This is a genomic window from Marinobacter sp. LA51, from assembly GCF_030297175.1.
GTDB classification, from domain to species: Bacteria; Pseudomonadota; Gammaproteobacteria; order Pseudomonadales; family Oleiphilaceae; genus Marinobacter; species Marinobacter apostichopi.
In genome coordinates, this window is record NZ_AP028070.1 from 3,710,404 (window position 1) to 3,735,236 (window position 24,833).

General features: G+C 56.8%; 24 protein-coding genes, 1 pseudogene and 1 riboswitch. Of the genes and pseudogenes, 10 read left to right on the forward strand and 15 right to left on the reverse strand.

The features are described from left to right. The first annotated feature begins 107 nt into the window (after positions 1-107). From QUE89_RS17055 to QUE89_RS17060, 3 genes and pseudogenes are all read left to right on the forward strand, one after another. Entirely contained in the window at positions 108-2,222 is a 2,115-nt protein-coding gene (locus QUE89_RS17055; protein WP_286221217.1) for a molybdopterin-dependent oxidoreductase, read from the forward strand. Between the two features lie 192 nt (positions 2,223-2,414). Next, positions 2,415-3,086 (forward strand): annotated as a pseudogene (locus QUE89_RS17445) (response regulator); the annotation flags it as partial. 147 nt (positions 3,087-3,233) lie between these two features. After that, positions 3,234-4,838, forward strand: a complete 1,605-nt coding sequence (locus QUE89_RS17060; protein ID WP_434784115.1) for an EAL domain-containing protein — start codon at positions 3,234-3,236, stop codon at positions 4,836-4,838. Between the two features lie 79 nt (positions 4,839-4,917). Here the strand turns inward: QUE89_RS17060 and QUE89_RS17065 are convergent, their stop codons facing one another. Next, positions 4,918-5,511, reverse strand: coding sequence for a PEP-CTERM sorting domain-containing protein (locus QUE89_RS17065; RefSeq protein ID WP_286221219.1), 594 nt, complete (start codon positions 5,509-5,511; stop codon positions 4,918-4,920). A gap of 475 nt (positions 5,512-5,986) precedes the next feature. Here QUE89_RS17065 and QUE89_RS17070 point away from each other — a divergent pair, with 475 nt between their 5' ends. Continuing rightward, positions 5,987-6,562, forward strand: a complete 576-nt coding sequence (locus QUE89_RS17070) for a PEP-CTERM sorting domain-containing protein (RefSeq protein ID WP_286221220.1) — start codon at positions 5,987-5,989, stop codon at positions 6,560-6,562. Positions 6,563-6,620: 58 nt separating this feature from the next. Here the strand turns inward: QUE89_RS17070 and QUE89_RS17075 are convergent, their stop codons facing one another. Together QUE89_RS17075 and QUE89_RS17080 are read right to left on the reverse strand one after the other, a co-directional pair. Further along, entirely contained in the window at positions 6,621-7,163 is a 543-nt protein-coding gene (locus tag QUE89_RS17075; RefSeq protein ID WP_286221221.1) for a hypothetical protein, read from the reverse strand. A gap of 84 nt (positions 7,164-7,247) precedes the next feature. After that, on the reverse strand, positions 7,248-7,586 hold the full coding sequence (locus tag QUE89_RS17080) for a hypothetical protein (RefSeq protein ID WP_286221222.1): 339 nt from the start codon (positions 7,584-7,586) through the stop codon (positions 7,248-7,250). 38 nt (positions 7,587-7,624) lie between these two features. On the opposite strand from QUE89_RS17080, the gene QUE89_RS17085 reads away from it, so the two are divergent. Both QUE89_RS17085 and QUE89_RS17090 read left to right on the forward strand, forming a co-directional pair. Next, positions 7,625-9,109: a glutamate-cysteine ligase family protein gene (locus QUE89_RS17085; RefSeq protein WP_286221223.1), complete on the forward strand. Its 1,485-nt coding sequence runs from the start codon at positions 7,625-7,627 to the stop codon at positions 9,107-9,109. Beyond that, complete coding sequence (locus QUE89_RS17090) at positions 9,106-10,146, forward strand: M14 family metallopeptidase (RefSeq protein ID WP_286221224.1); 1,041 nt, start codon at positions 9,106-9,108, stop codon at positions 10,144-10,146. Before QUE89_RS17085 ends, QUE89_RS17090 begins: the two co-directional genes overlap by 4 nt. 45 nt (positions 10,147-10,191) lie before the next feature. Here QUE89_RS17090 and QUE89_RS17095 read toward each other — a convergent pair whose 3' ends face one another. The 3 genes from QUE89_RS17095 to QUE89_RS17105 all read right to left on the reverse strand — a co-directional run bounded on the left by QUE89_RS17095 (position 10,192) and on the right by QUE89_RS17105 (position 11,419). Next, a complete protein-coding gene (locus QUE89_RS17095) occupies positions 10,192-10,731 on the reverse strand; it encodes a hypothetical protein (protein ID WP_286221225.1) in 540 nt (179 codons plus the stop codon). 72 nt (positions 10,732-10,803) lie between these two features. Continuing rightward, positions 10,804-11,007, reverse strand: a complete 204-nt coding sequence (locus tag QUE89_RS17100; RefSeq protein ID WP_286221226.1) for a DUF3565 domain-containing protein — start codon at positions 11,005-11,007, stop codon at positions 10,804-10,806. A 79-nt stretch (positions 11,008-11,086) separates the two neighbouring features. Next, entirely contained in the window at positions 11,087-11,419 is a 333-nt protein-coding gene (locus QUE89_RS17105; protein ID WP_286221227.1) for a YnfA family protein, read from the reverse strand. Between the two features lie 339 nt (positions 11,420-11,758). Here QUE89_RS17105 and QUE89_RS17110 point away from each other — a divergent pair, with 339 nt between their 5' ends. Genes QUE89_RS17110 through QUE89_RS17120 form a run of 3 tightly spaced genes read left to right on the forward strand, consistent with a single transcriptional unit; the run spans position 11,759 to position 13,812 of the window. Continuing rightward, positions 11,759-12,376: a LemA family protein gene (locus tag QUE89_RS17110; protein WP_138438254.1), complete on the forward strand. Its 618-nt coding sequence runs from the start codon at positions 11,759-11,761 to the stop codon at positions 12,374-12,376. Next, positions 12,376-13,134, forward strand: coding sequence for a TPM domain-containing protein (locus tag QUE89_RS17115; RefSeq protein WP_286221228.1), 759 nt, complete (start codon positions 12,376-12,378; stop codon positions 13,132-13,134). Before QUE89_RS17110 ends, QUE89_RS17115 begins: the two co-directional genes overlap by 1 nt. A 60-nt stretch (positions 13,135-13,194) precedes the next feature. Then, a complete protein-coding gene (locus QUE89_RS17120; RefSeq protein ID WP_286221229.1) occupies positions 13,195-13,812 on the forward strand; it encodes a TPM domain-containing protein in 618 nt (205 codons plus the stop codon). Between the two features lie 189 nt (positions 13,813-14,001). Here QUE89_RS17120 and QUE89_RS17125 read toward each other — a convergent pair whose 3' ends face one another. From QUE89_RS17125 to QUE89_RS17155, 7 genes are all read right to left on the reverse strand, one after another. Next, the gene (locus QUE89_RS17125; protein ID WP_286221230.1) at positions 14,002-14,319 is read right to left on the reverse strand and encodes an antibiotic biosynthesis monooxygenase family protein; all 318 of its coding nucleotides are present in this window, start codon (positions 14,317-14,319) and stop codon (positions 14,002-14,004) included. 86 nt (positions 14,320-14,405) lie between these two features. Beyond that, positions 14,406-14,969: an AbiU2 domain-containing protein gene (locus QUE89_RS17130; RefSeq protein WP_286221231.1), complete on the reverse strand. Its 564-nt coding sequence runs from the start codon at positions 14,967-14,969 to the stop codon at positions 14,406-14,408. A 100-nt stretch (positions 14,970-15,069) separates the two neighbouring features. Beyond that, on the reverse strand, positions 15,070-15,375 hold the full coding sequence (locus tag QUE89_RS17135) for a hypothetical protein (protein ID WP_286221232.1): 306 nt from the start codon (positions 15,373-15,375) through the stop codon (positions 15,070-15,072). A gap of 76 nt (positions 15,376-15,451) precedes the next feature. After that, entirely contained in the window at positions 15,452-16,237 is a 786-nt protein-coding gene (locus QUE89_RS17140; protein WP_286221233.1) for a DUF5677 domain-containing protein, read from the reverse strand. Positions 16,238-16,340: 103 nt separating this feature from the next. After that, entirely contained in the window at positions 16,341-16,913 is a 573-nt protein-coding gene (locus tag QUE89_RS17145) for a hypothetical protein (protein ID WP_286221234.1), read from the reverse strand. 300 nt (positions 16,914-17,213) lie between these two features. Further along, positions 17,214-18,278, reverse strand: a complete 1,065-nt coding sequence (locus QUE89_RS17150; RefSeq protein WP_286221235.1) for a ribonucleotide-diphosphate reductase subunit beta — start codon at positions 18,276-18,278, stop codon at positions 17,214-17,216. Between the two features lie 30 nt (positions 18,279-18,308). Further along, positions 18,309-21,092 (reverse strand): ribonucleoside-diphosphate reductase subunit alpha, encoded by a 2,784-nt coding sequence (locus QUE89_RS17155; RefSeq protein WP_286221236.1) that lies wholly within the window; start codon positions 21,090-21,092, stop codon positions 18,309-18,311. A gap of 176 nt (positions 21,093-21,268) precedes the next feature. Further along, positions 21,269-21,482: riboswitch (cobalamin riboswitch) on the reverse strand. A 115-nt stretch (positions 21,483-21,597) separates the two neighbouring features. Between QUE89_RS17155 and QUE89_RS17160 the strand changes: the two genes are divergently transcribed. After that, positions 21,598-22,323 carry a DUF3047 domain-containing protein gene (locus tag QUE89_RS17160; protein WP_434784082.1) on the forward strand — a complete coding sequence of 242 codons (726 nt, stop codon included), beginning with the start codon at positions 21,598-21,600 and terminating at the stop codon, positions 22,321-22,323. A gap of 12 nt (positions 22,324-22,335) precedes the next feature. Here the strand turns inward: QUE89_RS17160 and QUE89_RS17165 are convergent, their stop codons facing one another. Together QUE89_RS17165 and nhaB are read right to left on the reverse strand one after the other, a co-directional pair. After that, positions 22,336-23,166 carry a substrate-binding periplasmic protein gene (locus tag QUE89_RS17165; protein ID WP_286221237.1) on the reverse strand — a complete coding sequence of 277 codons (831 nt, stop codon included), beginning with the start codon at positions 23,164-23,166 and terminating at the stop codon, positions 22,336-22,338. A gap of 91 nt (positions 23,167-23,257) precedes the next feature. Then, on the reverse strand, positions 23,258-24,763 hold the full coding sequence (gene nhaB, locus QUE89_RS17170) for a sodium/proton antiporter NhaB (RefSeq protein WP_286221238.1): 1,506 nt from the start codon (positions 24,761-24,763) through the stop codon (positions 23,258-23,260). Positions 24,764-24,833 lie beyond the last annotated feature (70 nt).

Sequence of the window (24,833 nt, forward strand, 5' to 3'; positions counted from 1 at the left end):
CTTGGCGGAATTGACCAAGTTTGTGTCATTTCTGGCCGTCTGCTTTTACCAGGGCTTGTGCCACACTCAGGTTATCCAACAACAACACTGTGACCGAGCCCAGACCTATGAGCGACCTCAAGACCCATTATCGAACCTGCAACATTTGCGAAGCCATGTGCGGCCTCGAAATAAAGCATCAGGACGGCAACATCCTGTCGATCAAGGGCGATAAGGAGGATCCGTTCAGCCAGGGCCATATCTGCCCCAAGGCCGTGGCGCTGCAGGATTTCTACAACGATAAGGACCGCCTGAAAACGCCGCTCAAACGCACCACCGATGGCTGGCAGGAACTCAGCTGGGAGCAGGCCTACGACGAGATTGCCACCCGCTTCCGCGGCCTCCAGGCCGAGCACGGCCAAGATACGGTCGGGGTTTATCTGGGTAACCCCAACGCCCACAACTTTGGCAACGCCATCATGCTGCCGCGCTTTTTCAAGGCGCTGGGTAGCAACAACCGCTACAGCTCCGCTTCCGCCGACCAGCTGCCGCATCACGTAGCCTCCAACTATATGCTCGGCGCCGGCATGCTGATCCCGATTCCGGACATCGACCACACCGATTTCATGCTGATCATCGGGGCCAACCCGATTGTCTCCAACGGCAGCCTGATGACAGCACCGGGCGTGGGCAAGCGCCTGAAAGCCATTCAGGACCGTGGTGGCAACGTGGTGGTGGTCGATCCGCGCCGGACCGAAACCGCGAAAAAAGCCGACCAACACCTGTTCATCCGGCCGGAAACCGACGCCCTGTTCATGCTGGCCCTGGTGCACACCCTGTTTGAAGAACAGCGGGTGGATCTGGGCCACCTGGAATCCATCATTGACGGCCTGGACCAGTTGGCCGAGGCGGTGAAACCCTATTCCCCCGAAGCAGTCGCCGACGCCTGTGGCATCGACGCCACCACCATTCGCAATCTGGCGCGGGATATGGCCGCTGCAAAAAGTGCGGTCTGCTACAGCCGCATGGGCGCCTCTACCCAGTCATTTGGCGGCCTGTGCCAATGGCTGAACAACGTGCTGAACTTGCTGACTGGCAATTTTGATCGCCGCGGCGGAGCCATGTTCCCGCAGCCGGCGTTTGATCTGGTGCGCGACAAGAAAGGCAAACCCAGCTCTTACGGCCGCTATCAATCGCGGGTGCGGAAACTGCCCTACTTCAACAGCGAGTTTCCGGTGGCGACCCTGGCTGACGAGATTCTCACCCCGGGCGAGGGCCAGATTCGGGGCATGATCACCATCGCCGGCAACCCGGTGCTGTCCAGCCCCGGCGGTGCCCGACTGGAGCAGGCTTTCGACAGTCTGGACTTCATGGTGTCGGTGGACATCTACCTGAACGAGACCACCCGCCACGCCGACATCATCCTGCCGGCCACCACTGGCCTGGAAGTGCCGCATTTCGATGTGTTCTTCAATTCCTTTGCCGTGCGCAACACCGCCAAGTTCTCCGAGCCGCTGTTCGAGAAGACACCGGAGCAGAAGCACGACTGGGAGATTCTGCGGGATCTGGCCCTGCACCTGACCGGGCGCGAGGACGACGGCGTAACCCCGGAGATGATGCTGGACGGCGGCCTGAAACACGGCGCCTACGGTGAACAGGGCATGAGCCTGGCCACGCTGAAGGCCAACCCGCACGGCGTCGACCTGGGCCCTCTGCAGCCCTGCCTGCAACAACGACTGCAGACGGAGGACGGACTTATCCACATCGCGCCCCAGCTCTACCTGGACGACCTGACACGGCTGAACGCCTCCGGACTGCTGGAGCAAGCCCGGAACCCGGATTACCCGTACGCCATGATCAGCCGCCGCCTGACGCGCAGCCACAACACCTGGACCCAGAATTCCCATCGCCTGGTGAAAGGCAAAAACCCATGCACGGTGCAGATGAATTCCGCCGATGCGGCCAGGTTGAGCCTGGAAGACGGACAGCTGGCCCGGGTGGCATCGCCCACTGGCAGCATTCAACTGCCGGTGGAGATAAACGACGACATGTTCGAGGGCGTGGTCAGCATCCCCCAGGGCTGGGGGCACAACCGGACTGACACCGGCATGACCGTTGCTGAATCCCAGCCGGGGGTAAGCATCAACGACGTCACCGATGCCCAGCGCATTGATGCTCTGACCGGCAACGCCGCCTTCAACGGCACCCAAGTCGCGATTCAGGCTTCTTGTTTTCTTCCTTAGCCGACGACTCCTGATACCGCTGCTACACTCTGAGAAAATCTAGCACAACGGGAGGGCACCCTCTCGGCGGGAGAGAATACCCTGTATATTTGAAACGTGTATCACACATTCGAAGTGGCGCGCGATTATACGTTTCTGCTCTCCGCCCCTAACGCACGTCCATCATTCAAATGCAGAACAAGAGGTTAGGCAATGGCAGGCGTCGACTTGGGACACAAATACGAAGCACTCAAGCGACAGTATGTGCTCGGTCTGCCCAGCCGCCTGGATGAGCTGAAATCGTCCTGGAGCCGGCTTCAGCACGTCAGCTGGGATGCCAACGCCCTCACCTTTATGGCGCAGTGCGCCCACAAACTTACAGGCAGCGGCGCCACCTTCCAGTTTCCAGAGATCAGCGAAGCCGCCAGGGTGCTGGAAGACCAACTCAAGCAATTGCTGAACAAGCCGGACGCCACTCTGGCAGAGCGCCATCTAATCGAAGCATCGCTCGGCAAACTGGAGCGGGCCGTGGAACAGGCGATCAACACTGCCCCGGCGCAAACAGCTCCTGCTGCGGCTCCGGCAGCCGCGAAGAACCACTACCGAATTGCCGTGATCGAAGACGACCTCAGTCAGGCTGCGTTCCTGAAAACCTGGTTGGACCAGCGCGGCTTCACAGCCGAGACTTTCGAAACCCCAGCGGCATACAACCAGCGCACAGACGACCACAGTCATCACCTGATTCTGCTGGACATCAGTTTTCCCGAGGGCGCACTGGAAGGCATTGCCTGGCTGGAACGCCTGAAATGCCAGGTGGGTGCCAGCACCCCGGTGCTCATGATGTCGGCCAGGAGCGACATGGTCGCACGCATGCGGGCCCTGCGCGCTGGCGCCGATACCTATCTGACCAAACCACTGGACCTTGGGGTGCTGGAAAACCGCATCGGCCAGTTGCTGGAGCACACCCTCACCGCGAAACCGCGTGTGCTCTGGGTTGATGACGACACCGATCTGCTCGCCCACTACAAGACCATGCTGACCGACGAAGGCTACGAGATCGAAGGCCTGTCCCAGCCAGTGCGGATTCTCGAGCGCATCGAGCAGTTCCAGCCGGACGCCCTGGTACTCGATCATGAAATGCCCGGCGTACAGGGATTGGAACTGGCCAAGGTTCTGCGTCAGGATGCGCGCTACATGACCCTTCCCATCCTGTTTGTGTCCGCCTCCCAGCACGTGGCGGAGCAGCTGGAGGAGTTGAGCATGGCCGGCAACTCCATCTTCACCAAGCCGCTGGACAACCAGCGTTTTCTGACCGCGCTGCATCATCACCTGGTGCAGGCTCAACTGCTTACTGCACGTATCAATCTGGTGAGCCAGCGCAGAGGAAGCCGGAGCCTGCAGAACCACGACTACTTCCTGACCGAACTGGCGACCCTGCTCGCCTACGTGGAGGCCGCGCCGGATAACCGATCCCGTTACCTGGTACAAGTCGGAATCGACCGGGAAGAGTACCTGCGCGCCCAGCACGGCGCCCGAGCTCTCGCCACCCTGACATCGCACATGGAAAACCACTTCGCCAACCAGCTGGGGGCTAATGACTCAGGCTGCGCATTAGGCGGAGGAAGCTTTCTATTCCAGGTGAACGCTCCGGTAACCGAAGATGCCGATGCCTTTCTGGATAGCTTCCATCAGCGCCTGAATAGCCCAACATGGACTCTGGGCGAGCCGCCCAAGCCGGTCACCCTCAGCATGGGCGTTCTGCCGCTGAACGCAGCCATGAACGAAGACAAAGCCCTACTCGAAGTGGAAAAAGCCTGTGCTGAGGCCATACAGGGCGATGACGGCTCCGTGGTATGGCATGAGTCGACAGAACGATCGAATCGCAGCCAGCTGGACGAGCGAATCCGTGAATTGCTGGAAACACGGTCCTTCTGTCTGCACTACCAGCCAATCGTGAACATGAATTCCGGTGACACCCTGTTCGAGGCCCTGGTGCGCTTAGTGGACGAAGACGACGCCGTTTACCTGCCCGGCCAGTTCCTGCCTCAACTGGCCGAAGGCAACCACGGAACCCTGCGTGACGTGGATCGCTGGGTAATCGAACACGCGGTGCAGGGGCTGTCCCAACTGGCAGGCAAAGCCGCAGCCGGCCATTCCGTGGCCATCAAACTGTCGTCTTCGATGGCGGATGTGATGAAAATGGTGCCGTTCATCAGCTCCGGCATACGCAATGCCCGCATTAAGGGTAAGCGTCGGGTCTACCTTGCACTCTCGAGCCCCACCGTGATGAAAGATGTGGCCACCGCCAGGCAGCTGCTGAAGGTGGTGCAGGATATGGAATGCGGACTGATTATCGAGCACCTCGAAACCGGATCGGCCTCGGTTGATCTGCTGAAAGAGCTGGGTTCTGTGGATTTTGTAAAACTGGCCTCCAAGTACGGCACCAGCGCCGAACAGACACCTGAACTGGAAGACCTACTGCGTCAGCTGACCGGTATCTTTGGCTCCAGCCTGCCCATCGTGGCAACCCACGTGGAAGACGCCAAAGCGCTATCGTGGTTCTGGGAGCGCGGCATCCGCAATTTCCAGGGGCACTTTATTCAGGCGCCGGAAGTGGCGATGTGTTTTGAGCTTTGAATCTCAACTAAAGGCCACCTCTTAATGTACAAAACCCCAGTTCGAGCCTGGGGTTTTTAATATCCATTTCCCTAAAATCTTAGGCTGATTTTTTTCTTGCCAGGCCAAGGCCCAACAGTCCAAGTCCTAAGAGGATCCCCGTTGCGGGCTCGGGAACATTATGGGTCACTTCCAAATCGAAAAACCATGACGCCTTGGAGTTGCCTGCGACGGCAAGGCTGGGGAGTGTAATAGAAAACGAAGTAGCGTCGATCGCTCCAATAGTGGCATTTCCATTTACACTGCTGGCAACATCAAAGATGACGTTATCAAGTTGACCAATCACGGATCCCCAATCAAGGTCGCTAAAGGTCCAGGTTTTCTCCGCAAACGTACCACCACCGCCGGTGCGCATATAACTTAACTCAAGGCGATGACCATCCGGCCCACTAAAATCAGCCGAATCAATGAATCCGCTTCCTCCCAGATTGGTACTGAACTCAATACCCGGACCGACTGTGGCGACACTTGGTGTAGCTCCGCCAATTGGCGACAGCGACGTGTCAACGTAGTCCCAGTCACCTGTAATCTCCGTTCCGATTAAACTGGCAGAGACAACAGTAGGCACCATCATTGCAGCCGAGCAAATCGCAATCGCAAATCCCACTGAAGCATTCATTTTTTTAGCTAGCATTTCCCTGCTCCTTTGCATTTTTTATTACGCAATCCAACAGGGGCAACAATCTCGCCAAGAAATTGATATCGTCTTTTTATCAGTGGCTTAATAGAAAATAATATTGGATGGGGACGTTATCTGTAAAATTAACTGACGGAATCTTCTATTAAATGTTCGAAAAATAAACGAACCGAAAGGGATACTGGCGATATTCTTTCATTTCTCATTACCCATTCATCAGCACGCCATAATGCTCAATGATATTTGAGTTAGCCCTTCAAACTACTCTCACCTTCGAATTCCTAAATACGCATAGTCAGCCCAATGTCGGTTTCCTTTACACCGACATGTACAGAAAACGAGCTGTGTATTATTTCTCGGCCCATTACCAGCTTAACTTTTTGATAAATCAAGGCATGAAATATTCCGGTTCAAATCCTGCTTGGGCTAAGTGTCCTGAAGGGAATTAGAACGTTGTATGGAGGCTACAAACATGAAAATTACAAACTTCTGTATCGCTCTCATTTTGGGTATATGGTCGTTTTCGGCTCATGCAGTGCCGGTATCGGTGAGCCAAACCCGCAGCATCTCCGCTGACGGCCAAAATTTCTCTTTCTTATTCAACAGCCTGCCTGCAAGTAACGGTGCAGGCGGTTTCTTTCGCTTTTTCGCTCGAGGCGACTACACCGATCCACGATTTGAAACTGCGTTGATCACTCTGGATGGTTTGGGCGGCAGTTTGAGGGTTAACGAGAACGGCATTGTCAACAATAGCATTACTGGTCTGTCTCTCAGCTCCAATAATACGACGCCGGGTGGCGGTGGCGTGGATCAGACACTCGATTTGATCTTCGCTCTCAGTGGCAGTTTGCTGGACACGCTCCTCGCTGACAGCTCCATAACGGTTGGAGTCGACAACTCCGGTGATGTCGATGCCCAATCATCCTATCGGGATTTCGTCCGGGTCGGCTTTGACTATCGAGCTGCGTCTGTTCCCGAGCCCAGTGCTGCCTATCTCTTGGCTCTCGGCCTTTTGGGCCTTTTCATTCGTCGCAAAAGAAATCCGTAGAAGTGGTGAATAGAGTCAACCCGCTTGTCGAAGCGGGTTGACCTTAGGCTCCCAGCTCTTACTTTTCATAATCCCGATCAAGACCCAACCCCTGAACCCGTTTGTTAACCCTGGAAGGAAACGTTACCTCTGGGCTGACAGACTTAACCGCCTTATACATCTCCTTGATGTGGTTGCCATAATTCATGGAAATGTGGTGAAAGCTGCCGTCGTTCATGAGAATGCCGTGATTCATGATGCCCTTGCCAGCATGGGAGAGGGTCTGGCGGTACTCAAAGCGCTTGATGTCGGCAACATTGACATCAAACGACCAGGACTCGGAGTTGGGGTATTCGATGGTAAACCGTTCTGGAGTGATCATCGCCCGATAGGTGGCGGGGTTGCGGATGTGCCACCAGGCAACCAGAAACAGAATCGCACTGGCAACAGGGAACGCAATGACCATCGCCAGGTACAAGTCGTCGGGGACCGGTTTATCGCCAAATTTCTCATAGAGCAATAATCCGACAACATACACCCAGCAAAACAAACCCATCCGGATATACAGCTTGGATCGCTGTTTTCTGGTCTTGGAAAAGAAATAGAGAACCTGGTCTGTCATTGAATGTTCCGGCGCTGAGTCTGGATTGTCATGTTTATCGCTCAATCACAAAACCCGCGCGGGTGCTGGCGGGCGTGGGTGGCATCAGGAACTCAATTCAGGGAAAAGTAAGCGCCAGCAATCCTCGGAGCCAACCAACAGACTCAAACCGTCTGGGAAAGGTTTAGGGCACGGTTGGGCGTTCACCTCCTGTGCAAAGGTATCCGCCTTGGGCGAGAAGTAAAGTTTCACGTCACAATGCAGACGACCTTCTGATTCATGGCGAATGAATGCGGCCATGTCATTCGGGCTGCCGGCCTCTGCGAAGCCCGACATCAAACGCTGTTCAATACTGGCCTGTTGGTCGAACGCCAGCATCGCATCGCCAAGATTCTTTACCCGCCAGCTTCCCATAAAAACTCCCGTGCCGGATGCATCTTCCACTACTATCAAAGTAGGTGAGCCCTGGAGACGACGCTAACGTGGGACTGTCGGTCACAAAATCCGAATTCACGCCGGAAGAGTTTGAACAATTCGCCGCCAAGGTTCGCTTGGACCTGACCGCATTCTCTCGCCTTCTGGTCCGGCCTGGCTTCGGTGAGGGAGAAAGCTCCATTGGCGCTGAGGTCGAGTTCTACATTGTAAACCCCGACCTGCGGGTTCAGCCCATCAACACCGACATTGCCGCCAGCGTTCAGGACCCTCAACTGACGGTTGAGCTTAACCGCTTCAATCTCGAATACAACCTCAGCCCCCAGGCCTTCAAGGGCACTCCGTTTGCCCGAACCGAGCGGGAGCTGCTCGGGGCCATCCAACGAATAAACCAGCACGCAGAACCACTGGGCGGAGAACTGGTACCGATCGGCATTCTGCCCACCCTGCGCCAGTCCGATATCGGCGCGGAGGCGATGACCGACGAACCCCGCTACCACGCATTATCCGATGCGCTGATCAAGCAACGGGGCGAACCTTTCAGCATTCACATCGGCGGCAACGATGTCATTGATCTGGAGGCCGACGACGTCACCATGGAGGGCGCCAATACGTCATTCCAGCTGCACTGGCGGGTGCCTGCGGACCGGTTCGCCGATTATTTCAATGCCGTGCAACTGGTCACGCCCATTGTCCTGGCCCTCGCGAGCAATTCACCTAGCCTGTTTGGCCACCACCTCTGGGAAGAAACCCGCATTGCCCTGTTCAAGCAATGCATCGACAGCCGATCACCCAATCGAAGAACCTGGCGCCACCCACCCAGGGTCTATTTCGGCAACGGCTGGGCACGCAGCGCCTGGGAGCTGTTTGCGGCCTCCGCCTCGCTGTATCCGCCCATCCTGCCAATGATGTCAGAGGAAGACCCGATGGCCGTGCTTGATCGGGGCGAGGTGCCGCAACTGGCCGAGATGCGCCTGCACCAGGGCACCACCTGGCCCTGGAACCGGGCCATCTATGACCCTATCGGCGATGGTCATCTACGCATCGAGATCCGTTCCATGCCTGCCGGCCCAACGGCTGTGGATATGTGTGCCAACGGGCTGTTCGTGATCGGCGCGGCCCTGGCGGTACTGGACGACATCCCCCATCTGACCTCAATCCTCCCCTTCCATTACACCGAACATAATTTCTACCGCGCCGCCAAATACGGCATTGGCGCCGAAATCATCTGGCCCCACAAGAATCAGGTGCAATTGCAGGATATGCCGCTCTTGACCGTGGCCCGCGAGCTGCTGCCCCGCGCCCGGGAGGCATTAAAACGAACCGCCGTGGACCAGAACGAAATTAACCGCATGCTGGACATCATTGAGGGCCGCATTGAAACCGACATGACCGGCGCGCGCTGGCAGCGCCACATCACGGAGAATCTGTTCCAGTCCCTGAGTCCCGATGAGGCGTTCCGGAGCATGCTGGCGCTGTATATGGCCAACCAGAAAACCAATACACCGGTTCATCAATGGGCACTGTCGCCGTGAGCACATCGAACCTTTTGGATTACCTGCATGACCCGTCACCCCGAACACTGGGGCGCTCAGCCCTTGAGTGGCTGGACCGACTGCGCAAGCCCACGGTGGTTCATGTGGCCGGTCGCGATCGCACGCGGACCCGGGCCATGGCCACGCTACTGCACGGGAACGAACCTTCCGGTCTGTTCGCCCTGCACCGATGGCTGCTGGAGCAGCACACGCCGGAGGTGAACATGCTGTTTCTGCTCGGCGGCGTCCATCCTGCGAAAATCCCACCCGCACTGTCACACCGCCAGCTACCGCATGGGCTGGACCTCAACCGGTGCTTCCGGCAACCTTTCAAGGGCGAGGAAGGGGCTATTGCCCAGGCCCTGCTGGCCGAGCTTCAGAAAGTAAAACCAGAATGCCTGCTGGACGTGCACAACACCTCGGGCACCGGCCCGGCCTTCGCCGTGACCATCACCAGCGACGCCGCCCACCAGGCGCTGGCGTCCCTGTTCACCAATCGGCTCGTGATGACGGACCTTCGCCTGGGTGCGTTGATGGAGTATTCGGAACAGGAGGTACCCACGGTAACCATCGAGTGTGGCGGCTCTCAGGAAGAACAGGCGCATCAACTGGCCTACGAGGGACTCGTGCGGTACACCGAAAGAGCCGATGTGTTGTCACAGGAAAAAGCGGAGTGGGACGTTAACGTGCTGCGCAACCCGATTCGGGTGGAACTGGCGCCGGAAGCGACCATCGAATACCGCCTTGCGCCCACCGGCCAGGCCGACCTCACCTTTCCGCCCGACATCGAACGGCGGAATTTCGGGGTTGTATCCCCGGATGAGCCGCTGGGGTGGGTGGGGGAAAAAGGACTGAGCATACTCACCGCGATCGGCCACAACCGCGCCGAGACCATGGAGCAGATTCTGCGAGTGAAGGATGGGCAGATCTACCCCGCCCAGGCCCTTAAAGCCTTTATGATCACCACCAACCCGGTGATTGCGAAGAGTGATTGCCTGTTCTATGCGGTGAAAGCGACCGGCGAGCCGATTTTTTAAACCCCCACCCCGTCCAGATCGCCGCAGTTGGCTTTACCCATTTGATTAGAGGTTCAGCCGCTCGTTCTCCCGTTGGAAAATGTCACGAATGGTGGCGCCATCAGAGGGTTCTTCTTCGAAGGTTTCCGGGTTCCATTGACTGCGCTGGGTATCAAAAAAGTCGCCGCCATAAATATGAATGCCACCGGTAAACCGCTGCAAAGGATTGGTGACGGAATGCACCGCGTCTTCACGCATCATGGCGGTGTCGGATGCGCGCAAGGCATTGGCGCCACATGCCTTAATGCCAGCTGGCGTCCTCTTCCAGAAAATATTGTCTTCACGGCCGGTATAAATGCCGATGTTGGCCCACATCAGATGGTTATGGGGCATGAGATTCATACGCGGTGTCCACGTAGCCGCGAAGATGGTCAGCGTCGGTGAACTCAGAAGAACATTCAGCCCGGCTTTGTCAGGCTCACCCAAGGCGGCCAGCACCGCAGCAGGCTCGGAGACCGCCCGGGCAAGCACCTCATTGACTGCTGCTTGCGCATCGGTCTCCCTGTTAGCAGCGATGCAGTCAGCAACAAAGCGTTCGATATCCATGCTTTTTACTCCCATGAGAGAGCCGGTCTGATCTCACCGTGTAACCGGGGGTGTGTTCTTAACCAGTCTAGTTCACTGGGAGGGTGGCGCGCCTTCGTCGCACTTCTTACAGTTAAGAAGATGTCCGAGCATGTCATTCCGTGTTTCTAACTTCTCCACCCAAGGTCGATTCTGCCAGGGCGGATTGTGCCTGACATGCTGAAAATGCCCACATGACAGTTCCGCGACCCAGTCATCGAACTCATCTTTGTGGAATCCCGTGATTGGTTGGTTCATGGTCACCTAAGGCTTTTTTTGTTACATGAGAAGGCCGTCCGGGGAAGCCCCTCGGGCTGGAACGTATTTAGTGCACTGATTATGTAGTGCGCGGCGCAAACATGATGATTGCCATACCCACTAAAGCGACGGCTGAGCCAACCAGGTCCCAGGCCGTCGGACGAATGCCGTCCACTGCCCACAGCCAGAGTATTGCCATGAAAATATAAACGCCACCATACGCAGCATAGACCCTACCCGCAGCGGTCGGGTGCAATGACAGAAGCCAAGCAAATGCCACAAGGCTCAGCGCACCTGGCACCAGAAGCCAGATAGTTTTACCTTCGCGAAGCCAGAGATAGGGCAAGTAACAGCCGACGATCTCCGCTAAAGCGGTAACGAGAAATAAGCCAACGGTTTTCAACTCAGGCAAAAGAACCTACTCCTTGGTAGCACACGTAACGCTGAGCACAGCGGCGCCACGACCGGGGCGTCCGGCGGTCAACGGCCGCGTACTGATGCGCCTTGTTAATGGCCGGTTACCCGGCGGTTAATCCCTGGCACCCAAACACGAATGCCCTCTGCAATGCAGCTTGCACTTACCCCAGCCCATGGCGAAAGGAACAGTCATGTGCCCAAAAGGTGCGGGTCTGGAATACGCTTTCCACCTTGAAAACACTGGCCCTATCCCCAACTAAAAGGTAGTTCGATGCCTCGGCATGATCGCACGGCATCTTCCCTTTTTCATGCATTTACCACCGGGAAAAGCACTATGGGAATCCTTCATAAACCGTTTCAACAGCGGACTGTCTGGCAGTTGGCACCGCTGATGGCACTGGTTCTGTTACTCAGTGGCTGTGGAATCAACAACATTCCCACTTACGATGAGAAAGTCACCTCTGCCTGGTCCCAGGTAGAAAACCAGTACCAGCGCCGGGCTGATCTGATTCCCAACCTGGTGGAAACCGTCAAGGGCTTCGCGGCTCAGGAGCAAGACACCCTGACAGCAGTCATTGAGGCGCGCTCCAAGGCCACTTCCATTCAGGTAGACGAGAGCATTCTCAACAATCCCCAGAAGCTGCAGCAGTTCCAGCAGGCCCAGGGTGAGCTGAGCAGCGCACTGAGCAGGCTAATGGCGGTGTCTGAGCGTTATCCGGACCTGAAGTCGAATCAGAACTTCCTTGCCTTACAGTCACAGCTTGAAGGTACGGAAAACCGTATTGCTGTCGCGCGGCGTGATTTCATTCAGGCGGTGGAGCGCTACAATACCGAACTGCGCACCTTCCCGGGTAAGATCTGGCACAGCATCCTGTACAGCGATCTGGAGCCCCGCGCCAACTTTGAAGCCACTACAGAAAATGCGGATGAAGCGCCCGCGGTGGAATTCTGATGATTGCACAGTTCCACAAAAGCACGCTGTTAGCGTTACTGGTATTGCTGCCAGCTGCTGTATGGGCACAGTCAACGCCCGAGTTTCCCGAACTGACCGGCCGGGTGGTCGACCAGGCGGAGATACTTTCTCCTGAGGTCGAAGAGCGCCTTGGCAAGATGCTTCAGACCCACGAGCAAGCCAGTACTGAACAGGTTGTGGTGGTTACGCTGCCGAACCTTCAGGGCTTTCCCATTGAGGATTTTGGTTACCAGTTGGGCAGGCACTGGGGTATCGGTCAGGAGGGCGAGGATAACGGCGCCCTCCTGATTGTGGCCAAGGAAGAACGCAAAATCCGCATTGAAGTGGGCTATGGCCTTGAAGGCCGGCTCACTGATGCCGACTCTTCGGTGATCATCAATCGCATTATTACCCCGGCGTTCCGTCAGGGGGATTTCCAGGCCGGTATCTTCAACGGCGCCGCCGCGATGATCCAGGTTCTCGGTGGTGAACCGATGGCAGTTCCCCAGGGTCAGAAAACAGGTGTCGCCCAGGAAAAGCCCAACGCCGGCATGGTCGCGCTGTTGTTCTTCATCATGATGGCCGTGGTGTTCTTTATCGGCAGTCGCGGTGGCCGTGGTGGGCGCGGTGGCGCAGCCCTGTTAGGAGCAGCTCTGCTGGGTGGTGCCATGGGCGGCCGTGGCGGCGGCTTCGGTGGTGGTGGCTTTGGCGGCGGTGGAGGCGGCTTCGGCGGCGGCGGTGCCTCTGGTGGCTGGTAGCTCCGCATTGATAGCCAAGCGCGCTGAACCCCCTCACTTGACGATGAGACTGAAAGAATCATGACATTATTGAGCAAGAGCGATCAGGAAGCCGTTACTGCAGCCATTAACGAGGTGGAACGGGAAACCGACGCCGAACTGGTCACAGTACTGACGGCCCAGTCAGATAACTACAGCTATATTCCCCTGCTCTGGGCCGGCATCCTGGCGTTGCTGGTACCCGGCATTGCCAATTACTTCGGCAGCTGGCTCGGTGCCGACATGCTGTTGCTGGTGCAGTGGGGTACGTTCATCCTGCTCAGCCTGCTGTTTCGGGTGCCCGGCATTAACACTCGCCTGATTCCCCGGCAGGTGCGTTACTGGAGGGCCTCCAACCTGGCGCGCCGGCAGTTTCTGGAGCAAAACCTGCATCATACCGAAGGCGACACTGGCATGCTGATCTTCGTCTCGGAGGCGGAGCGCTATGTGGAGATTCTGGTGGATCAGGGCATTGCCGACATTCTGGACAACACGGTGTGGGAAGACATCGTGGCGGACTTCACCGCCAAGGTGCACCAGGGCCAGACGCGGCAGGGTTTTCTTGACTGCATTGCCAGATGCGGGAAGCTCCTGAAAGAGCACATACCCGCTACCCACGAACGCAACGAGCTACCCAATCATCTGGTAATTCTGCCCTAACGACGATGGGAGCCAACGCTATGGAGTGCCGCGACACCGCTGCGGGATCGGTGTCGAGGGTGCTCATGACAGTTCCTCCTATGCTCTAATCATAGGCTAGGAGTGTCTAGTGGACCGGGGTAAGTCCACGGAGTTATCGATGCGTGTCTACTGAAGTGGGGGAAGTGCAGAACGTACTGGAATGACTGGTTAAATGCCGTACTCACGCTCCACCCTCGCAACACGAACCCGAAAGCTGGAGTACCATTTTTGATGGCCAAGTCGCTGAGCCTCTCGGTGCTCTGCGTTCTTTTTCCAATTGGTGATGGATTCCAAGCTTTCCCAGTAGGATACCGTGATACCCAAGTCCTCCCGCACAGACTCTATACCCAAGAAGCCCGGTTGGGTTGCAGCCAACTCAACCATGCGGTCTGCCATCGCCCCGTAACCATTGTCACCCTCGGTGCGATGGTTGCTGAAAATAACCGCGTAATATGGCGGCTCAGGGGTTTTGGCTATCTGTGACATAGATCCCTCTAGGCATTTAACGCGAAGCTTTGCGGCAATTTTGGAGCCGCGAAGCGGTGGAAAAATTGTCCGGCAACAGCGTCTTGTTATGCATGGCTCTGAAGTCTTTTTAAGAACTCATCAGTCCCGCGTGGCGCCGGAATTTTAGAGTAAAAAGCTAGAGACTCTCCTTGAGGCAGTATTGATGCATCAGTGATTAGATGGTTGATGAGTAGATCAGCTCTTTTCAACAAAGATCGCACACTTTGAACGGTGATATTGCGATCAACTTGTTTGAACCCAAGACACTCCTCCAGCCCGAAGTGCCCAACGTGTTTGTTGCGGAATTTTTTAAGATTCATCTTCTCAACTGACTCCCAAATTTCGCCCAACAATTGTTGGGAGTCTTCACCTAGACTGCTCTCATGCTTAGAAACAAGGTTTTTGAGAGACATGTTCTCGTTCCCGCATGACTTTTCTGGGTCAGAGAATATTGCAGCACAACCAATGATCAGGTGAGTTGATAGCGCTGATTTGAGAGAGTCTCCAATCTCGTTGAAACTCTGGAAAATTACTGCCGCCTCTTCCTTGCTCGCAAACAAACCCTCATATACATCGAGAGTGCGCTGAAGTTTCGCCAAAACATGTGCCATTTTGAGAACTTGCGACATGATTCTCCTCGTGCATAACGCTGCGCTTAGCGGCGACCTTGTAATGGAGGCGAAGCCGCAATGAAAAGGGCGGCCATCGGCCGCGTACTACAGCGATTTGTTAGCGCAGTAAAACACCAATGACCGCGACCACAGAACCGAACATGCAGACGACAAACGAAAAAATGAATCTTTTTCTGACCCTAGCAAGCACCTCGGAATCATCAAGAATTTCATCGGCCCCGTGAAATATTAGAGTGTACATCCGTATCGGGTTACTAATCAGAGAGATCTCTTCTACTGCAAAGAACCGACGAGCACCGCGCTCAGGCTGCTCTGCATCCAGCGACCCGCGGAGATGAGCTATCGCTCGGTAGTACATGAGAGTGCCGGTGAGGAGCAACACCACGGCGATCAGAAAAAGCATCTTTATATCTCGCTAACGCCAGTGGTAATGGGCGCCAATGGAGCGCAGCGTAGTTGGCGTCCCGTTGACCACTTTGTTACTGAGAGCCTTCGGGCTCTGTTTTAATTGTTGCCTCAAAGGCCCGGAATGCTTGCCGAATGGAAGAAGCATCAGGGATCACGCCAAGTTGATGAAGCAGTTCCACATTGCGAACCATTACTTTGACAGCGAGGATAGCAATTAAAGATGCTGAATTGTTTTCAAGTCGTTCCGGATTTGGGTAACTCGCTTGAAACATCGCATGCAAAACAGCTCCTGGCGCTCCATGAGCATGCATAGACGTCAGATGGTAGACCAATGTGTATTCAGACTCCCAAGGCTCACCAAGCTCAGTCGCCCTATCGTGAATGCTGGCCATTGCGAAATTGCCATGCGACCGATTACGTCCCCTCTTATCTTGATATCTGAAGCGTTCTTGAAAACGCTTGGTAGCCTTATCGAAGTCGTCAATCTGATGGCTGGCATCTGCTTTACTGAGTAACTTCCGGTATTCCATGACCGTATAGTTGCTGAAATCCCTTGACCGTTTTTCAGTGTCTATTCCGACCCAATGAAGATTGAGTGACACCTCCCAGAGTTGGCGCACGACTGCGGCTGCCGACTCATGATAAAGCTGAGGGAGAAGAAGGCTGATTGCTTTGTAAGAATTAAAGGCATAGACAAAAGATTGATTGACCACAAAACCAGGCAAATCTTCGGGCACAATATGCTCTGTGGTAGCGATTGCATCTCGAATAATCGCATAGTGCTCCAAGATCCGGTCCAAAGGCAGCGCCGCAGAAATTGTTGGATTCCCTATAAACAGCGTTTCGTCCAAAGACATTGCCCGACCTACCTTCTCAGTAACGCCAGCCATAAGCGGCGCCCGGTGGAGGGCCGACGGCCCGGAACAACCTTGATGGCCTTGTTAGGTACAGGCCACCCCACTAGCTATGCTTACTTTTTCTAGAGAGCCTCCGAAGCTCTGCTTCATTTATGTAGAGCCCGTTCGAGGCCTGTTCTTCAAAAGCCTCCTGGAGCCCACCGGGATAACGAATAAGAAGGTTTATTTGAGCCAGCTCAGTATAAAAATGGTAAAGGTCACCCTCATTGAATGAGGTAGTGATTATCTGCTTTTTCTTTACTCGCGTTGTCGTCACCACATCAGGTTGGTCGCGCTTCCAATCCCACATCCCATGTACAAGAGCATTTCTGGAATCTTGGTAGGACTCAATTTTTCTTTTCTGCTCTTCCAAAACGGCGCGCCTAGATCCTTCTGCTTTTTTTACAACTCGTTCTTCCCATAGCTTGAGAACAGCGCTAAAACGCAAATTATTCATCGCTTTCGGCAACTCTGCATCTGCGCCGCTTTTACCAACATACGTGCTCAAGGTCTGGTAAAAAATTTCATGCTCTATAGCTCCCCAATGAGCGACGATCTTTCCTATGCAAAATATCTCATCATCAGCTAGACCGTCGTCCCATAGTTCCTTTATTTGCTTATCTGGATCGTCAGTCATATAAGCACCTAACAGCGTATTCAACGAACGCGTTCGTATAACTCGCATTCGTATAATTCCAGTTCCAGTCCCTCTCTGCCTTCCGAAAAACAACCAAAACCAGAAAGTTATCAAGAACCCCAACGGCTACCGCCGGAGTTATACGCCCTACCCAGCTCACCAAACCGTGCACCGACTGGGCGTATAACTCCAGAACGCCACATTCACTACCCTAAACATATCAGAGAGTTATAGGTTTCGCGCGTAAGCCGACCGGAGATTTGCGAATGGGTTTGTATAACTCCGGCCGATTATGGGTAATCACCACTCCAGCTGCGCCCCAGTCTGATACTCAATCACCCGGGTCTCGAAGAAGTTCTTCTCCTTGCGCATGGTGGCCTGCTCATCCAGCCAGGGCGAGACGTTTTTCGCGCCCGGGAAGGGCTCGTCCAGGCCGACAGTCCGAGCGCGGCGGTTGGCCACGAAGCGGAACTGTTCGCTGTGGTATTCGGCGGAGTAGCCGAGGATGGGGTCGCGCAGGATGTACTTGGCGTAGGCGCTTTCGGCGGCTTCCGATTCGTCCCACATGTCGCGCACGGCTTTCGGGTCGAAGGTGATGTTCTCCTCCTCCACAATCTGATTCACCACCTTCAGGCCGAAGGAAAAGTGCATGGCCTCGTCCCGCAGAATGTACTGCAGCTGCTCGCCGGTGCCGCGCATCAGGCCACGGCGCTGCAGGGCAAAGATCGGGCTAAAGCCGTTATAGAACCAGGTGCCCTCAAACACCGCCGCGAAGAACAGGTAGGACATGATGAATTCCTGCAGGTCGTCGCGGTTGCGCAGGTTCATGCCCGGGCGCATGGCGGCGTCCAGCCGGCGGTTGGCGATTTGGATCTTGCCGTTGATCGCCGGCACTACCCGGTAGCGGTTGTAGATCTCGCTCTGGTCCAGGTTGAGGGTTTCGATGCAGTGCTGGTACGCCCAGGTATGCATGGCTTCCTCGTACACCTGCCGGGCCTGGTAGATCTGAAGCTCCGGCGCGCTCATCTTCTCCATCACCGCCAGGCCGATGTTGCGCATGGCCAGGATGTCGGAGGTGGTGAGGTAGGCCAGCACGTTTTCGTACACGTGCTTTTCCGGCGCGGTCAGCCGGTGGTGGTAGTCGTGAACGTCCTGGGCCATGTTCACGTCCAGTGGGGTCCAGTGGTTCTTGTTGGCGTTCATGAAGTACTCCCAGGCCCAGGGATACTTGAACGGCGCCAGCTGGTTAACATCGGTGTCGCCGTTGATCACGCGTTTGTCGTCCACGTTCACCGGGGCCGGGCCGGAGGTATTTCCGGCGCTGGCTGTGGCCTGGGTTTTGGGTTCGTCGTCCCAGTCGAGCATGGTGATGCCTCCTGAAAAATAAGTAAGTGGTTACTGACAGGCTTCGCAGTCTGGGTCGTCGATGCTGCACACCTGGGGCTGCGGAGCCATCTCAGGTGCCGGTGTCGCGGCCGATGCGGTCTTTTCCGCCCCGGTAGCCCCGAGCGAGCGCAGGTAATAGGTGGTCTTCAGGCCCCGTTCCCAGGCCAGCTGATACAGGGCGTCCAGCTTCTTGCCGCTGGGCTCGGCCATATACAGGTTCAGGCTCTGGGCCTGGTCCAACCATTTCTGCCGGCGCGCGGCGGCTTCCACCAGCCAGCGGGCGTCAATCTCGAAGGCGGTGGCGTAGCGGGCCTTGAGCTCGGTGGGTATGCGATCAATCTGCTGCACCGAGCCGTCGAAGTATTTCAGGTCGTTGACCATCACGTTGTCCCACAGGCCTTCGGCCTTCAGGTCCCGCACCAGCGACGGATTCACCACCGTGAACTCACCGGACAAGTTCGATTTCACGAACAGGTTCTGGTACGCCGGCTCGATGGACTGGGACACGCCCACGATGTTGGAGATGGTGGCCGTGGGCGCAATCGCCATGACGTTGCTGTTGCGCATGCCATGCTCGGCGATCAGCTCGCGGATTGGGGTCCAGTCCAGGCGGGCCTCGGTGTTCACGGAGAAGTCCCCTTCCCGACGTGCCTGTTCCAACAGGCTGATGGAATCGATGGGAAGGGTGCCCTGTTGCCACAGCGAGCCGTCGTAGGTGTCGTAGGCACCGCGTTCACCGGCCAGGGTGGCGGAGGCGCGAATAGCAAAGTAGCTGAGCTGCTCCATCGCCAGGTCGGCGAACTCCACCGCCTCGGCGCTGGCGTACGGCAAGCCCAGTTGGTACAGCGCATCCTGAAAGCCCATCAGACCCAGGCCAACAGGACGATGCTGGAGGTTGGAGTTGCGGGCCTGGGGCACCGCGTAGAAGTTGATATCGATAACGTTGTCGAGCATGCGCACGGCGGTGTTAACGGTGCGCTCCAGGCGCTGCACGTCCAGCTCGCCGTCGGCAATGTGAGCCGCCAGGTTTACCGAACCCAGGTTGCACACGGCAATCTCGTCAGCGTTGGTGTTCAGGGTGATTTCCGTGCACAGGTTCGAGCTGTGCACCACGCCGCGGTGCTGCTGGGGCGAGCGAAGGTTGCACGGGTCCTTGAAGGTGATCCAGGGGTGGCCGGTCTCAAACAGGACGGTCAGCATCTTGCGCCACAGCTGCTTGGCGGGAATCTTCTTGAACAGGGCAATCTTGCCCTGCTCCGCCAGCGCCTCGTAGTGCTCGTAGCGGGTGCGGAATTCGTTGCCGTAGAGGTCGTGCAGGTCCGGCGCATCGCTGGGCGAGAACAGGGTCCAGTCCCGGTCTTCGCGCATGCGTTCAATCAGCAAATCCGGCACCCAGTTAGCGGTGTTCATGTCGTGGGTGCGGCGGCGCTCGTCGCCGGTGTTCTTGCGCAGTTCCAGGAACTCTTCGATGTCCAGGTGCCAGCTTTCCAGATAGGCACACACCGCGCCCTTGCGCTTGCCGCCCTGGTTGACCGCCACCGCGGTGTCGTTCACCACTTTCAGGAACGGCACCACACCCTGGCTCTGGCCGTTGGTGCCCTTGATGTGCGCGCCCAGTGAACGGACCGGGGTCCAGTCGTTGCCCAGGCCACCGGCCCATTTCGAGAGCATGGCGTTGTCGCGGATGGCACCGTAGATGTCTTCCAGATCATCGCCCACGGTGGTCAGGTAGCAGGACGACAGCTGGGAATGGCGGGTGCCGCTGTTGAACAGGGTTGGCGTGGAGGCCATGTAGTCGAAGCTGGACAACAGCTCATAGAATTCGATGGCACGGGCGTTGGAGTCGTCCTCGCGCAGGGCCAGGCCCATGGCCACGCGCATGAAGAACACCTGGGGCAGCTCCAGGCGGGCCTTGTTCCAGTGCAGGAAGTAGCGGTCGTACAGGGTTTGCAGGCCGAGGAAGCCGAACTGCCTGTCGCGCTCTGGTTTCAGGGCCGCGCCCAGACGTTCCAGATCAAACGCAGCCAGGGCTTCGTCCAGCAGTTCGTAGCGGATACCGGCGTGGATGAAGGCACTCAGGGCTTGTGGATAAATCTCCGCCAGCGGCACCTCTGTGGATAAATCCAGCGCCGACACGGTTTCCAGGCGCAGTTGCTCCAGCAGCAGGCGAGCGGTGACGGCGCTGTAGTCCGGCTCACGTTCAATGCGGCTGCGGGCGGTCATCACCAGGGCCGACAGCACGTCTGCCTCGGCGATGCCGTCGTACAGGTTGGTCACGGCATCTTCCACCAGGGTGTCGCCATCGATGCCTTCAAGGCCGGCGGCGGCCTGCTCCACCTGCAGTTTCATCAGGCCCAGGTCCAGGGGTGCGGTCTCGCCACTGATTTTCTTCACGGTCAGGTGTGGGTGGGCTTCCACCGGCGCATGAAGGGCGCGTTCGCGGGCGTGTTCTTCCCGGTACAGAACATAGGCCCGGGCCACTCGCTGCTCTTCGGCGCGCATCAGCGCCAGTTCCACCTGGTCCTGAATATCCTCGATATGCACCTTGCCGCCAGCTTTCAGGCGCCGGCCAATAGCGTGTGCCACCTGTTCGGTGACCCGGTGCACGGCGTCGTTGATGTGGGCCGAACCGGCGGCCTGGTCGCCTTCCACGGCAAGGAAGGCCTTGGTCACGGCGACACTGATCTTGGACGGATTGAAGCCAACGAGGGTGCCGTTGCGTTTAATAACCTGAAGGGATTCGGTGTTGGCCGGGGCCGAGGATTGAGGTTCGGCTAGAGCAGAGGCGGACATGCTGAGTTCTCCTGAATACGCGTTGAATTCTATAACCTTCGCGTACGCAGGACGGAGCGGGGGGCGCTCGCCAAGACCTGGCGGAACTTCCCTGTCCGTTTGCTGCTCACCTTAATCGGGCCGAATGCAGGCGCCTGAGTCGCGAAGGTGCAGTCGCGCTGTTCTCCAATGTGGTGGACAACAGCACCTCCTCGGCAGGTCTTCGGACTCAGGAGCGTGAACCGTTCGATTCGGCCTCGCGTGGCGACTTCCCGGCTTGCGCCAGTGTCTTTATGCCACGCTCGTTCTCCATTACCGCTGCGCGTCAGTTCCGGATTCTCACCGGATTCCCGATACCACGATGCTCAAAAAATCAACATATGGTATTTGACCAAGGATTCGAACACTATATACAGAGAATTTCAGAGGAACAAGGCACTTCCGCGGATTTTTCCGGTCACTACTTGGTCACTATCCAGTCGCTATTCAGTCAACTACCCTTTCCAAAAACACTGCGAGGTACCGCATGCAGCAAGTTCCCCGACTTACCCTGCCATTGATGCTGATGGCTCTGGCCCTGACATCGGGCAAGCTTTTCGCCGCCGAACCGCTATTGCAGCCGTTCTCCCAGATATCAGCGCTCACCGAGGGTTGGGAGCCTCTGGAATTCCCGAAAATTGATCAGCATTCCCAGTATGAATTGGTGACCGACAACGGCACTCAGGTGGTGAAGGCGCAAACCAACGGCGGCGCCTCGGGTCTGATTGCCCGGCTCGACTTGAAACCGACCGACTCGCTGATTCTGCGCTGGCGCTGGAAGGTGTCGAACGTGTTTGAGAAGGGCAACGCCCGGGAGAAGTCCGGGGACGATTACCCGGCCCGGATCTATGTGGCGTTCAAGTTCCAGCCTGATAAGGCCGGGTTCTTCGAACGAGCCAAACGCAAGGCGGTGGAAGTGGTGTTTGGTGAGTCTCTGCCCGGCAATGCCCTGAATTACATCTGGGCCAACGAGGTACCCGAGGGTGACATTGTGCCCAACCCCTACACCGACAGCACGATGATGGTGGCGGTTAATTCCGGCAACGCGCAGGCCGGCGAGTGGGTCACGGTGGAACGGGATATTGTCGCGGATTACCGCCAGGCCTTTGGCGAGGCACCGCCACCGCTGGTGGGCATTGCTATCATGTCGGATTCTGACAATACCGGCGAATCTGCCACCGCCTGGTACGGCGATATCACTCTATCGCCCTGAAACAATCAGGCCTTAGCGATAGGGCTCGGGGAACCCGGGAATAACGAAACCTGGGGATAACTCGCGCACCGGCGGGACCTCGCCGGCCTCGACCAGCCGCAGGTAGGCGTCGTCGAATTCTTCCCGCAGGATCGCCGCTCGTGGGTGGGCCAATGAGAACAGCCAGGCCGCATTGCGGGTGCGCACTTCCGAATGGAGTATGTGATCATCGTACGGGGCGGTCAGGATCTGCTCGATGGGTTGGCGGTAGTCGAGCAGATAGTCGCCGCGGTTGCGCTTGAGCATATTGATGGCAGCACGGTGATCGGGCGCCTCGGTGATGCGGATGTCTTCGGCCCGGTTCAGCCAGTTGATCAAGCCAGCGTATGTGTAGCCGGCAATCACAATCACGCGCTTGCCACTCAGCTGATCGAAATGCTCCAGCGGACGGCCCTTGTCCTGGCAATACCAGGCACTCAACTGGACCGGCATGGGGCTGACCCAGCTTTCCAGCACTTCACCGTTGAGAATCGGAATATTGGTCAGGCCGGGCCAGACATCGATCTGGCCCGTTTTTAGATACAGATAGACCCGGCTGATCGGCAAATGAACGAAATCGGGAACGTAACCGGCCTCCTGAACAACCTTACGGGTGATGTCGATCAGCTCGCCGTCTGCGTCGCCGTTTTCATTGCGAAAGGTGATCGGTGGAAATTCCACGTAGGCGATACGCAGCGTCTTGTCGGTCGTTTCTTCGCCTACAACAGGGGTTGCCGCCAGCAAGGAAAACAACAACAGCCAAAAACCGTGGACCACGGCGCGGAACCAATCAGTGCGAGTGTGCGGGTTACTGCGATGGTTCATTAAGTATTTTTTTTATGCTCAATTTTCGCTAAAGCTTATCAGACCCGCAGTAAACTGCACTGACTGGTTTGGGAATTTTTCGAACCGGTTATCAAATGTGGTTAATCACCATGTACAGGCCAACACCCCCCATCACCAGGGTGTAGGGGAAGGCCATAATCACCATGCGCCCATAAGACAGCCGAACCAGCGGCGCAATGGCCGAGGTAAGCAGAAACAGGAACGCCGCCTGGCCGTTGGGAGTCGCCACACTCGGCAGGTTGGTGCCGGTGTTGATAGCGACAGCGAGTGCCTGGAAATGGGGGTAACTGATGCTACCGGCGTCCAACGCCTGCTTGACCTCACTGATGTAAACCGTGGCTACGAATACATTGTCACTGATCATCGACAGGATACCGTTAGCAACAAAGAACCAGCCCGGCTGGCTGCTTTCCGGCAGGCTCAGCACCAGATCGATAATCGGCTTGAACAGGTGCTGCTCGTGGATCACCGCAACCACCGCGAAGAACACCACCAGCAGTGACGTGAACGGCAGCGACTCCTGGAAGGCTTTACCAATCTGGTGTTCATCGGTGATGCCGGTGAACGAGGTGATCAGGATAATTACCAGGAGGCCGATCAAGCCCACTTCCGCCAGATGGAACGCCAGGCCAATCACCAGAATGGCGGCGGCCAAAGCCTGGATCCAGAGCGCGGCCTGGTCGGCCTTGGTGCGTTTGGAACGCTCGTTTTCGGCGAATTCTTCCAATACCCGGCGAACCGGCTTGGGCAGGCGCCCGCCGTAGCCAAACCAACGCAGCTTCTCCAGCGCCCAGCAGGTAAACAAACCGGCAAACAGTACCGGGATGCTTACCGGCGCCATGGTCAGGAAGAAATCGGCAAAATCCCAGCCCACTACTTTGGCGATCAACAGGTTCTGCGGCTCACCCACCATGGTGGACACACCGCCAAGGGCGGTACCGATGGCGCCGTGCATCAGCAGGCTGCGCATGAAGGCCCGGAAATTCTCCAGGTCTTCCCGGTGCAGCTCCACCACCTCGTCGTCACTGCCGGCGTTGTGGTCGTTATGGTGGTAGCCCTTGCCGGAGGCAACCTTGTGATACACCGAGTAGAAGCCGACTGCGACACTGATGATTACCGCGGTGACCGTCAAGGCATCCAGAAACGCCGACAACACGGCAGCGGCACCACAAAACAGCAGTGACAGTGCGGATTTGGAACGCACGCCCACCAAAATCTGGGTGAAGGTAACCAGCAACAGCTCCTTCATGAAGTAAATTCCGGCCACCATGAACATCAGCAGCAGGATCACCGGGAAGTTGGTCAGCACTTCCAGATACACCGCATCCGGCGTGGTCAGGCCAATCAACAGGGCTTCCACCGCCAGCAGCCCGCCGGGCAACAACGGATAGCACTTCAGGGCCATGGCCAGGGTAAAGATAAACTCGGCAATCAACAGCCAGCCCGCCGTGCCCGGCCCCAACAGATACATGACAATGGGATTAACAAGCAGGAACAGCAGGATGACCTGCTTGTACCAGACCGGAGCCTTACCAAGAAAATTGTGGGTAAAGCCGGAAATAACGGTATTAGGCATGGCGAAAGTCTTCTGGAAGCACGGTTTATTGGAATTATTGCGTAGTTATTCGTGGCTAATCGCAATCGAC